This window comes from Legionella beliardensis, assembly GCF_900452395.1.
GTDB lineage: Bacteria > Pseudomonadota > Gammaproteobacteria > Legionellales > Legionellaceae > Legionella_C > Legionella_C beliardensis.
In genome coordinates, this window is record NZ_UGNV01000001.1 from 2,398,928 (window position 1) to 2,411,339 (window position 12,412).

The window sequence follows — 12,412 nt, forward strand, 5'->3', positions numbered from 1 at the left end:
ACCTGCACAAGTTACGGTCACTACGTTTACTTAATATAAAATAAACGTAGCCTGGGTGCAGGCCCATAGGGCCGGAACCCGGGTTTCACTGCGTTTCACCCAGGCTACAGAGTAATATTTGTATAGCTACCTAAACGACACAGAGATGTCGTTTAGGTGTATAGAGGTGTTAAGGCGTTTGGATTTTATTTTTAATATAAGTACCAGCGGGTTTTAAGCGATCATCTGTCCAGACATTGCTTGAGCAAGTACCAGGAGTCCAAATCGCGCCTGAACGGAAATCGTCGGAATGATTCCAGTTCGCCCAGCCTATTTTCTTGCTTGCCATCAATTGCATGTATCTATCTGACATAGCAAAATCATTTTCACCGTCACCACTGAACGTTTGTGTACCAAATTCAGTAACGAAAATGGGTAAAACATTCGATGCACTATCAAGAGCACTTAAATAATTGTCTCGATGCGATGCGGCATAGAAGTGGAAGGCGTACATAATATTCGGGAAATTCACTGGATTACTAACAATTTCCTGATAACTACTGCCATCAGACACACCTAACGAACTCCATCCTCTTGTACCTACTATAATAGGTGCTTTAGAGTCAATTGCGCGAATCACAGGAATAATTTGATCAGCATAGGTTTTAATTGCTGTCCAACTTACACCATTAGGTTCATTGGCAATTTCATAGATAATATTGTTTTTGCTCTTATGAGCAGTCGCAATATCAGTAAAAAATCGCTTAGCGCGGTCTAAATTATAATTAGGATCGCCAGGATTTAAGATATGCCAATCGACTATTACATAAACACCCCGATTAGTTATCTCATCGATTAAACGGCTTACTTGCTGAGTAAATTGCGTAGGATTGGTTTCATAACCACCTTCTTGCACATACAGAGCAATCCGTATCACATTCGATTTAAAGCTATTAACTAAAGCATCTAATGCAGCAGGTGTCATGCATTGGCTAAACCATTGCAGCCCATGTGAACTCATGCCCTTCAATTGAATGGCATCGCCATGCTCATTACATAACTTTGTTCCACAAACAGTTAACTGGCCATTTACTGCCACAGGCGTGCCTGTACCTTGCTTAGTTAGCGCTATAGCAACTGTTGCATTAGGAGTAGCTGTTAAAGGTTGCGGTGTAAATTTAACCGAGTAACCACTCACAGGATCAGACGACAACGTATAAATAACGCCATCCGTTAAGGACACTGTTCTTGAACCACTGCCATTAGTTAAACTAACCGTAGTCGTTACGGGCGCGGTATTATTATTAGGCGTTAGCGTTACCCTTAATGACGTAAGTGTGGTTGGAGCACCTGTTACATTTAAAGTAACGGTATCTTGCGCTACTTGCACACACTTATAGGTTAAATTAGTTGTAGGCGCTGTAGCACTCGCTGTTAAACTAGCGGGGTTAAAACTTGGCGTACACGTATAACCATTGTAGCTAATTGTATCCGTAGAAAATGTATAAGTACTGCCTACTTTCAACTGACTAACAGTAGTCGTAGTATTCCAAGCAACTGTTTGTGATACTGTACTACCAGACTGACCTTCTCTTACTAAAACTGCCGGTCTACCTGTATAACCTGTTATTTCGCTAGGCAAACTTTGCACTTTAATAGCAATTTTACCCTCTTGTTGCACCATGCTATAAGTAACGGTAGCTGACGCTTGCTGACCTGCTGTAATCGTGACTGTACTAGGTGCTGCAGTACCTTGATACGAATTTCCAGAGCTATCAGAAACAGCTTGTGGTGATATAGCATAACTGCCTGGAGCTAAATTAGGCACTGTTACTGTTGTATTCCACGGTAGTTGCACATCACTGACTTTCTGCCCATTTAGAGTTAAATGAACTAGTGCATAAGTTTGGCTAACATTCGTTGGCTTAGTTGATGCATTTTTTAATTGTAAGCTGCCTGTCTCACTAGGATTATCACCACCTACATAGACGTTAACAGAGCCGTCGACATGCGTATCAGCGCTAACACCATATTTAATTTGGATTGAACTGCCGGCAGGTAAAAGCGTTGTCGTGCCAGGATAAGCTTTAAAATGCATAGCAAGTGTTGCTAGGTGAGTACCGTCAGATTGCGGCTGCGAAGTGATGTTAAGCGGTGCGTCCGGGTAAGGTAGAGGTGAAAAATCGCCCCAGAAATTAGTATTTAATGCTGCAGTGTTTTTAAAGGTAACCGTGGTATTTTCGAAATCAACGGCCCTATTACAATTATTGGTTAGCTTAAGCGTAACATTTTTCCAATATCTATCCCCAGCAGCCGTAAACTGTGATGTGATGCACGTGGTAGGCTGAGCAGCCACCGTTGGCACATGCGCAGGTTGCGTCACTGAGGCCATCACGCTCTGAGTTAATAGGATTAAAGGGCCTAAACCCCCTAGATGATATCTCATAATCATTTTCCTTATGAATTGAGTTAAAAAATTTATAAAAAAATACCAGCAAGTGAAAATCACTTGCTGATTATTCAAAATAGGTCAAAAAGAAATTATTGCGTAATTTATATTACGCCTGAAAACCCATGATGAAATCAAGTAAAATATAAATTAATTTAAAATTAATAAGATCCTAACTAGGATCATTTTACTAAAATATTTGAATTGCTAAAAAATTTCGTTTATAAAGAAATTTCGATATTTTTTACATGGACTTAAAATATGCAATACTTTAAACGAACCAGCCTTATCTTTTTTACCTATCTATCCTTAGTCTTACTTTCTACGGCACCTTTTGCCCATGGCGTCATTGAAAGCCCACCCTCACGCGAACAATTTTGTGGTGTAGAAAGTAAACCTGATGAAATTTTTAAAGATAAAATGACTCACGAGAAATGCCGGCCTATTATGACCAAAGAAGATGGTACGCTAGATAATAGCGTTTACAACTTCATGGCTGTCTTAACTCATACCATTGGCCGCTCAACCAAACCTATCGATCAGTTGCCTAAGTATGTTTGTGGGTTTGGCTCAGAAATGTGGAGTGGTGGCAGGACGCCTTGGGATAGAGCCAATGATTGGCCAACTACTCTTATCAACGGTGGTCAGCAAAAATTTACTTGGAATATTTCCTGGGGTAATCATTTTGGTGATACTGAGGAGTTTGCTTATTGGATTACCAAACCTGACTTTCAATTTGATCCCAATAAAGAATTAACTTGGAATGATTTTGAAGCTACACCTTTTTGTCATCTCAAGTACAATGATCAATCGCCTAATGCTAATCCAAATGTCGTTCCTGACAAAGCCAATAACAAATTCATTACCACATGTAATGTACCTGCACGTGCGAATCGCGCAGTCATTTATGGTGAATGGGGCCGAAACAGCTATACCTATGAGCGCTTTCACTCTTGTATAGACGTAGTCTTTTCACCTGATACTAATCCTGGCACTATCAAAGCTGTGATTAGTCCTTTGCCTGCACAGATAACAGGTCCTACTGAGATACAGTTAGATGGTAGCCGCTCACAAGGCACTAATTTAACTTATAATTGGTCAATTGACGCGGAAAATCAAACACCTTATCAGTTACAAAATAGCCAAAGTGCTAAGGCGCGTTTACTTATTGCCAATGTCAATGCGCAACAGAAAGTAACTGTTAATCTAACCATCCAACAAGGGCAAGTAACCAATCGTGTTAGCACTCAATTTACCCATGTACCTGCTGTCGCTGCCACTTGGAAAATGGTGGGCAGAGCGACACTTGATTCGACGTTAAAATCAGGTGATAAAATACAGTTACGCCTCATTGACAATGCTGGAAAAGACTACCTCTTCCCAAGCACGCCTTTAGTGTTAACTGATGATACAGCTAGACCTGAAAATTGGGCTTATACACTGGCACAATTAGTCAATCCTGGTAACCAGTTCTCATCTAAAATAGGGGTTTTAAGCTCTGATAATAAAACGATTGAACCAATTCGATCAGCTACAGACAATATGATTTATGTGCCTATTAGTAGCACTATTACTAACGGCTATATTCAAGTAGAAAAAACCACTGATCCGGTGCAATCTTGTGTATCACAACGTAAACAAGGTTCAGGTAGCTATTGGTTAGGTTATGATGTTTATGCTGATAAAGCACCAATTATCTTAAACTTTAGTGCTACTGGCATTGACTTGACTAAAGTGATTGTAGATAAAGGCGTATTTAGTGACGTTAAAGTATTAGACAAAGACAGATTACTAATTAACAAAAAACCTGATTGGGTTACTAAAACCACACCAGGTTATTTAGCTTTCTTTGGCCCGAATTACGGAAGCTATGATCCGTTTAACTCACCTATTAATGCAACTTGCCAAACTGGCGCTTTATTCAAGCAATAAGTTCAAGCCAACTAATACTTTCTAATATTATTCCCGCACTCGCGGGAATAATATTTAAATAACCAGCCGACTTCTAGCAAACACTACTCTGCCCCATTCACTTATTTCCTAGTTTCATATAAAAAATAATCCGTTGCCTAAATGCTTTTTATTTTTTAAACTAGAATATAATAAGAGCAATTTGACCAGTTATTAATATGAGAGAATCAGACGAAATTAAACCTGCCAGCCAAGAAAAAGCGCCAAATACTAGCATGGCTTCAAACGCCAGCCTAAGCCAACCTGATGCGCCTTTAATAAGCACAGCAAAGGATATATCACGCCAAATTGATACTACAAAATTTAATTTAAACGCCTTTTATCGCGATGATATTAAAGGCATTGTATGGCCCTTAGATGTGATGAAAACGGTGCTTCATATAAAAGCGACCCAACGGATTGAAAAAGGAAACTTAGTTCCGTTTAATTACCTGGTTACTGAGTATAAGTTACCAGAAGATAAACCTGATTATTCTTTTTCAGACCAACCTGAATTTGCCACCTTAATCGACTTTCTTAAAAAAAATCATGACAAGCTTCCAGTGGGCTTACGGTTTCAACTGGCAGTGCTAATTGATGGGCATTGGACCTGTGTGGACAATGTTATTACCAGTCGTGGGATTGCGGCATTTAATTTAGATTCAGTTATGGACTCCCGCAGTAGAAAGTTTTTTCAAGCCTATGCGATAGGCCTTGATCAGGCAAAACTCTTCGATTCAAGTTACATCTATTATATTGATGTACCCAGCGATGGTCCTTTTGCGCCAACCCCTAAAAAGAAAGTGGCTAACATGATTCAAACAGACTGGGTTAGTTGTGGCATTTTTGTCGTTGATCATCTCTCATTTTTATCACGAACTAATGTGTTTCCACACTTGAAAAAAGCAGTAGGCGACAGCGATTATCGCACCCTTGCCAGAGCTGATATTCCACCTGCCTTATCACCCATTTTTAGGCTAAGCCAAAGTCATTCTCTTCTAGACAGCTTAAGCAAGCAACAAAATGAAACGATTGCAACGAGAAAAGACAGTAAAAAATTAGGCGAATTAGATAGAGCGATTGTTAATACGCGTAAAAAAGGGGAAAAGTTACTAGCCGAAGCTAAGCGCTATGTTCAAAGTGAGCCGCAAGCTTGTCAAGCTATTTTCAGCCATAACTTAGTGCAGCAATTGGCTGATTATGCTAATCACTATTCAAAACCGGTTAATGATTTAGTGGCTTACATTTATAACGCCCTGCCCCAGTGCCAAGGTTTAAAAGACGAAGAGGCTATTAAACTGATGCACAAGCTGCATCAAACCATACTGACTGATAGCTCAGACACCGATAAAATCCTAACCATGTTAGACATAACCATAAGAAGTCTAGAGCAATTAAATGATGTATCAGCCTATCGCGTTTTAGCGGGCATCATTAGCTATGCGGCACTTAACATTAATGACAATAGCGAATTGTTTAAGTTTTATGAACATATCCTAAAGAGCTCAACCTTCGGTGGCTTAAGCAATCATACAAACTCATTTTTTGCTAAACCGAGCCCTCTGGCGCCTTCCCTAATCAGCCATATTGAAAAAGCCATTAAAAATCAACTTCTCTATAATGCCGCCCAAGGCTTAAGCCTTGGCAATACACAACAATTAGATACGCTTAATCATGAAGTTATTCAACGCTTTCTCAATAAGCCCCGCGCGTTCGCCACTTCTGAAACTAAAAGCACACAATTAGTCAGTCAACTAGATAACCTAAAAGAAAAACCTGATCCAGTAAAATTAAAGGCGTTAACTAAAGAGTTAGAGGATAAAAGAACAGAAGTGCTTGCAGAATTTAATTTTAAGATAACACCTGCCCCTTCATCTCTCGGTTTATAGAATATGCTTATAAGGTTTACTTTAAATAAAAGAGTAGCTAAGTAATTTAGCTACTTAAGTAAAGTTAGTACTGCTCTTAAGAGCTGTAAGTGAGGTCGTCAGTATCAGAAAGATTATCATCTTGAGCTCTAGGGTCAACACTTCCTAGCGATCCTGCTCTCTTTCGTGTACTTACTAAATCTGAAACATTGGTTGTTTCTTTTGGTTTTGGCCATGTTCTATCAAAACCATGATATTTATTATCAGTACTTCCTGTTAACCTTTCCTTTTGTGTATTATCACTAGTAGGGGCACTGCTTGATAGCCTAGTTAAAGCAGGACTTACTCCAGCAGGTTGTGAGTTAGAAGGCGCTCCTAAATCAGCGCTACGTACTTCTTCTAGATCAGATTCTTGTCCCTTAGCTACCGCCTTAGGCTCTCCTGCTCCTGATTCATTATTTATAGGCAAGGCCGGCGCCGGATTTTCAGCTACTTTTCTACTAGCCCGCCAAGCATTAAATTTTTGTACTCCGGCTACAGCTAAACCGGTAAGAACTGGAATAGCCGCACCCACGCCTGCGCCGATTCCCATACCAACAAGAGTGCCAATTCCAGGGATAGGAATAATCGTTCCTAAAAGAGCGCCAACTGCCATGCCTATACCCGTGCTACCTAATGTCGTAAGTGCGGTTCCGATTTTAGGATAGTTGGTGAATGCATTATAAAGACCCGTACCTGCTAAGCTAACTGAGGCCCCTACACCTGCGCCGATTGCCGCACCTATGGCAGTACCTACTCCAGGAAAAGCCACAGTACCTAAAAGGGCACCTACGCCAGCACCAATGCCTGCACTACCTACAGTAGTAAGTGCTGTACCCGTGGCACGGTTTTTTTGCCATATATTATATATACCTGTACCAGCTAGACTCACAGCAGCACCGACACCCGCGCCGATAGCGGCTCCTATGCCTGTACCAATTCCTGGGAAAATAAAGGTACCCAATACGGCACCCACCCCAGCCCCTAAGCCTGCGCTACCTACAGTGGTCAGTATTGTACCTACAGCAGCTTGTTTCCTGTATAAGTCATAGAGACCTGCACCGGAAACACCCAACCCACCACCAATAGCAGCACCAAAAGCAGCACCAATTGCTGTACCAACGACCGGTACTACGGAGCCTACGATAGCACCAATAATACTACCTAGAGCTGCACCACCTAGGGGGCCAATAATTTTACGATTCTTAGTTAAAAATCTTCTAGCTTTATCAAAAAATGAATCAACTTCGAGTTGAGCCCTAGCTTCGTCAGTTAAATTATTAACTTGAGGTAAGAGTTCCTGTAATTTAGCTAATTTTTCTACATTAATAGAATTATCTTCATTGAATATGTCTTTTAATAGATTTGCTATAAATACTGAATTTAATGCTTCTCGTAAATCATCACTAGCTGAGCTAATTGATGACTTACTACCATCTCCCAATAAACCACCTAATATATAGCTACCACCTAACAAATCTTCATTGATTTCTTCCTCACCAAAATTCATCAAAATAGTTTCATCATGGTCTTTCCGTGGCTCTGTGGTCTTCCTACTAACAGAAGCTATCCAATAATTAGGATCTGCCGTAGAAGTTTCTAAAGCTACCCCGCAATAATTACCCTCATCATCACAATATGCAAACGCGATACTTATATGTTTTCCTTTTGGAGATAATTGTAAGTAATCAATGACTTGTTCATTTCTATAGTATGGATCTTTTGAGATACTAGGTGGGTTAATTATTCCGTCAATTATGAGATCTTTAAAATATGAACACTTGTTCTGGGCAACTATATCGCCTTGAACATAGCTTGAACGATCGACAGCCAGCCAAGCATTCTCAAAATCACCCCAAGTTTTTCCATTGGAATTGACAAATAATAATCCTCCTCTGTGCAGATCTATACTTATAGGATCTGAGCCCGCGGAATTGTCGCCATTAAATAATTCCCTAGGTACGCTTTTAGGCAAAGCATTTACAGCTTGATTGTAATTACCTTTAAATTTTTTACCACCCATCAGAAAGATTCTCTTAGCTTTATCTTTTAAACCTATATATATTGTAGCGCTTAATTGTTAATAATTTATGAACAGTTAGATTGTTTATTAACCATTTTTTAATGGTATTAAAATTTAGTACTCAAGGTATAATCGACATTATTTTGAAACGAAGTGTCTAATAATAAAATCAAAACGATAATTTATAGGTTTAAATTTACTTAAATTGATTGATTTACTACCTTAGCTAGCTCTGGAACTAAGAGCATGCAACGAGTGAGTCAATTAGATAGCCTAAGAGAAAAGCTGGATCCAGCAAATTAAAAGCATTAACTCACGAGCTAGAGGATACAAAAACGGAAGTGCTTGCAGAATTTAATTTTAAGATAACGCTTGCATCTTTATCTCTGGATTTATAGATGAATTTATGGGATTAGTTTAAATTAAAAGAGTAGCTAAACAAGTTAGCTACTCGAATAAGGTGATACTGCATTTAACTAAACTACTTGGGAGCGGACCCTACTTGAAGGTCTTGCACTTTCTCTCCCTTTATAGAAATACCTGTTGGAGCACTATTGTTTTGTCCTCTTAATAGAAAACTATGATTAATAATAGAAACAGGACTTGCTTGTGACCGTGCTCCCGTACCAAAACCATGCTTAATTTCATCCTGGCTTGTAGAGGAATCCACTTCAACTTGATTTGCAGAGGAATCCCTCTCAGGTATATCTATCGGTGCAGAAACTTTAAGATTAATAACCACTGTTTCTTCTAGATCAGAATCTGCTTCACTCTCACTATGATTTCCTATCTCAGGAGCCATGTTATTATGGAGCGCTTGATCGTGAGCACCACGAGAAATAGAAGCTAGTATGTTTTGTGGCTGGCCATCCTTGCGAGAAGCTCTTGGAGGATCCTGAACTACTGGCACATGACCCACTTGTTTTTGATCATCATCATGTTTTTGCTCATCATCAGAAGAAATGGAAGCTTCTTTAGAACTTACAACTCTCTTAGAGGCAGTATTTAAAGGTTTTGTTTCTAATTTTTCTCTGGCACTCTTATTCCACCAATTTTTCAATGGGTCAAAAACAAACCGACTTATCGTAGTACCTACCGTAGTCAACGCAGCGCCTGCAACGGCAGCAGCGCCAACAGCAGCAGGTGCGACCGTCATACCCATTGCACTAAACGCTTTACCAAAAATTGGCATCAAGTAATTGCCCACAGTAGACATTAATGGTGAAATGGCGTTTACAACCACATTTATCGCATGACTAATTACCGTTGGCATTTTACTTAAAATAACTGGACCCAGTGTTTTAACAGCCAGCGGCCAAAGGAATGCATAAGCAGTGACAGTCACAGCGATACTTAAGGTTGCTAATACGCCGCCTAATAATTTACCACCAATACCCTTGCCTGCTATTTTTTCTCCTAATTTCCAAGCTGAACGAACACCCTTAATAGGTGAAGTCAATGCTTGACCGGCAAAGTATACGCATTCAGAAACTATTTGCCCTAAGATAGCTAAACCATATAATGCACCATAGCCGACCTTAGCACCAGTACTTAAATTCTTGCCTTTGAGCTTGTCGCTTGCGTACCTCCTTCCCTTAGAGCATGAATCTGCAATTGCCCGAGGTAAGAATTCTGTTCCAAGCTTGACTATATTAAGAGCTGTTTTAAGCACAGCCATAGTTAAATTCCATGGCACTACAAGCGGCATCTTAGCGATATTGTACGCCATTCTTCCAGTCGTTTTATTATCTTGCCAACCAATGAAGTTTTTAGCTATGTTCGACCAAGATTGAGACACACCTGTAGGACACTGATTTGGTAAGCCTAAAAATGTTGTTACATGTGTAATTGGGCTATCGTAATATTTTTCTTTAAATTGCTTTTGCTCTCCTTGAGCTTGTTCTTCATCAGTTAAATGGAAATGGGTATAAGCAGGTTTCATCTCCTGCCTTTCCTGAGCTATCAAAGGTAATAATTCATCTAATAAAAGGGGTCTACCATTAAACTGCACACTGATAGGATCAAATCCATCTGGTGGATAGACTTTAACAAATGATGCTAATATAACTTCTTTCCAGGTTACCATAACCATAATATAATACATCCAAACTAGATTAGCTTAGGGATAGATTAAGAGGCCCATTTATATTGCTTTCCAATTAGCCTTTTTCTATTCCTAAAAACATAGGTTAATTATATTACAAAATTATTAAATTAATATTAAGAAGATTAATATTAATTCAAATATCAATAAATTTAAGCTATTTGTTACTGAAAAATCCCTAAATCATGGCTTAGAAAAAATCAATTAAGGAACATTTTTATAGTTCAATGATTTTAGACTATAAATGAGCTTAGGAATTAAACTTGGCCCCTGATAAATCAATCCCGTATAAACTTGTAATAAATCAGCGCCAGCTTCTAGCTTTAGCTTGGCAGAATGAACATCTTTAATACCACCAACGCCAATGAGGGTAATATCTGAGCCTACGATGCTTTTTAAGACTTTCAGGCAAGCAGTTGAGCGTTCTAGCAGCGGCTCACCGCTTAAGCCGCCTTGCTCTTTACTGTGTGGTATGCCTTCGACGCTTACGCGTGAGCACGTGGTGTTGGTGGCGATAATACCAGCAATGTTATGTTTTATAGCAGCCTCAGCCATTTGCTTTAATACCTCGTCCTGTTCATCAGGCGATATCTTAAGGACTAAGGGCACTTGGCGTTGATAGGTATCGGTAAGTTTTTGTTGCGTTTCTGTTAATTTTTTTAATAAATTATCTAAATAATCCTGTTGCTGTAATTGCCTTAGATCAGGGGTATTGGGCGAGGAAATATTAATCGTGATATATGAGGCATAGCGGTAAGTTTTTTGTAAGCAATAAACATAATCATTGACGGCCTCATTCAGTGAGGTATCTTTGTTTTTACCAATATTAATGCCTAATATACCTTGGTATTGGCTTTGCCGAATATTAGCAATTAACGCCTCTACCCCTTTATTATTAAAACCCATACGATTAATAATAGTTTGTTTAGCAGGCAATCTAAACAGGCGCGGCTTAGGGTTGCCAGCCTGGGGCCTAGGTGTCACAGTACCTACCTCAATAAATGAAAATCCTAATTTGTTTAACGCATCTAAATGTTCGCCATTTTTGTCTAATCCCGCTGCCAAACCAATAGGGTGTTTAAATTGCAAACCCATGGCAGAAATAGGGCTTGAATAGTGCACCTTTTTAAACAAAAAATTAGGTAAATAGTGTAGCGCTTTTAAAGTAAATTCATGTGCTTTTTCTGCCTCTAATTTAAAAAGTAATGGCCGAATAAGAGAATACATAAAAAGCCCGTTAGTAAAATAATGCCCAATTTAACTTAAATGAATAAAAAATCAATCAAAATTTCTAAAGCGTGCATTGCTGTGCCCAAACACGCAACATCGCATTGCCTTTAGGCTGTAAATTGTAAATAACGCTTTTGACTTCAATACCATAATTATCTTGCTGTAACTGCAGTAAGACTGGGCCTAAAAAGGCTGATGGTTGGCCGTCGCGATTAATGAGCGGAAAAATTCGCACTTCTTTAGCAACTCTTGCTAATTCCTTAATAGCTTTTACTTGAAAATCAACGTCTTGATTTTCTAAATCGGCAAATAAATAATGAGAGCTTAAGGCTAAATCAAAATAAAAATCGGCAAAAGGTAAGTTAATTTCTTGCAATGGTAAGTAGCGTTTTTCTTGTTTACCGAGCAAATAATCATCAAAAAAACGTTTCATCCCTAAGCGTCTTTTTTGAATAAGTCCATCTAAATTTCCATAGACGCTAAAATTAAAATGATCTTGTTCTTTAGTGAGATCGTCGACCATATTAGCAAAAATGAGTGTGGTTTTTGACATCAATGTTGCTTTATCGAGAGCAAAGAATGGGTCACAACTAATGCATTGTTTTTGGTCGTATGTTAACTTAGCATTAACAGCACTGGGACCACTGCCGTATTCGAGCAATCTGCCCGTAAAATTATCATCAGACAAGTCAAACATTTCTTTATATTCATCAACATGATGGCCCCACAAAACTAAATTACTCATGCATCAATCTCCACCACCTTACCAC

7 protein-coding genes are annotated in these 12,412 nt (G+C 39.1%); 2 read left to right on the plus strand and 5 right to left on the minus strand.

Annotation, left to right across the window (positions count from 1 at the left end; translation table 11 throughout):
- Positions 1-169: 169 nt before the first annotated feature.
- Positions 170-2,425, minus strand: a complete 2,256-nt coding sequence (locus DYE47_RS10560) for a cellulase family glycosylhydrolase (protein WP_207385183.1) — start codon at positions 2,423-2,425, stop codon at positions 170-172.
- Between the two features lie 264 nt (positions 2,426-2,689).
- On the opposite strand from DYE47_RS10560, the gene DYE47_RS10565 reads away from it, so the two are divergent.
- Positions 2,690-4,360: a lytic polysaccharide monooxygenase gene (locus DYE47_RS10565; protein ID WP_115303236.1), complete on the plus strand. Its 1,671-nt coding sequence runs from the start codon at positions 2,690-2,692 to the stop codon at positions 4,358-4,360.
- Between the two features lie 197 nt (positions 4,361-4,557).
- On the plus strand, positions 4,558-6,267 hold the full coding sequence (locus DYE47_RS10570) for a hypothetical protein (RefSeq protein WP_115303237.1): 1,710 nt from the start codon (positions 4,558-4,560) through the stop codon (positions 6,265-6,267).
- Between the two features lie 76 nt (positions 6,268-6,343).
- Here the strand turns inward: DYE47_RS10570 and DYE47_RS10575 are convergent, their stop codons facing one another.
- From DYE47_RS10575 to DYE47_RS10590, 4 genes are all read right to left on the minus strand, one after another.
- Positions 6,344-8,308 carry a hypothetical protein gene (locus DYE47_RS10575; protein WP_115303238.1) on the minus strand — a complete coding sequence of 655 codons (1,965 nt, stop codon included), beginning with the start codon at positions 8,306-8,308 and terminating at the stop codon, positions 6,344-6,346.
- Positions 8,309-8,789: 481 nt separating this feature from the next.
- The gene (locus DYE47_RS10580; RefSeq protein ID WP_115303239.1) at positions 8,790-10,400 is read right to left on the minus strand and encodes a hypothetical protein; all 1,611 of its coding nucleotides are present in this window, start codon (positions 10,398-10,400) and stop codon (positions 8,790-8,792) included.
- Positions 10,401-10,616: 216 nt separating this feature from the next.
- On the minus strand, positions 10,617-11,639 hold the full coding sequence (locus DYE47_RS10585; protein ID WP_115303240.1) for a quinone-dependent dihydroorotate dehydrogenase: 1,023 nt from the start codon (positions 11,637-11,639) through the stop codon (positions 10,617-10,619).
- A 64-nt stretch (positions 11,640-11,703) separates the two neighbouring features.
- Positions 11,704-12,387 carry a class I SAM-dependent methyltransferase gene (locus DYE47_RS10590; RefSeq protein ID WP_115303241.1) on the minus strand — a complete coding sequence of 228 codons (684 nt, stop codon included), beginning with the start codon at positions 12,385-12,387 and terminating at the stop codon, positions 11,704-11,706.
- Positions 12,388-12,412 lie beyond the last annotated feature (25 nt).

Bases quoted from the DNA above. Each gene is read 5' to 3' on its own strand.
- DYE47_RS10590 (WP_115303241.1), bottom strand. From the start codon at position 12,387: ATGAGTAATTTAGTTTTGTGGGGCCATCATGTTGATGAATATAAAGAA.
- DYE47_RS10575 (WP_115303238.1), bottom strand. From the start codon at position 8,308: ATGGGTGGTAAAAAATTTAAAGGTAATTACAATCAAGCTGTAAATGCT.
- DYE47_RS10570 (WP_115303237.1), top strand. From the start codon at position 4,558: ATGAGAGAATCAGACGAAATTAAACCTGCCAGCCAAGAAAAAGCGCCA.
- DYE47_RS10580 (WP_115303239.1), bottom strand. From the start codon at position 10,400: ATGGTTATGGTAACCTGGAAAGAAGTTATATTAGCATCATTTGTTAAA.
- DYE47_RS10565 (WP_115303236.1), top strand. From the start codon at position 2,690: ATGCAATACTTTAAACGAACCAGCCTTATCTTTTTTACCTATCTATCC.
- DYE47_RS10560 (WP_207385183.1), bottom strand. From the start codon at position 2,425: ATGAGATATCATCTAGGGGGTTTAGGCCCTTTAATCCTATTAACTCAG.
- DYE47_RS10585 (WP_115303240.1), bottom strand. From the start codon at position 11,639: ATGTATTCTCTTATTCGGCCATTACTTTTTAAATTAGAGGCAGAAAAA.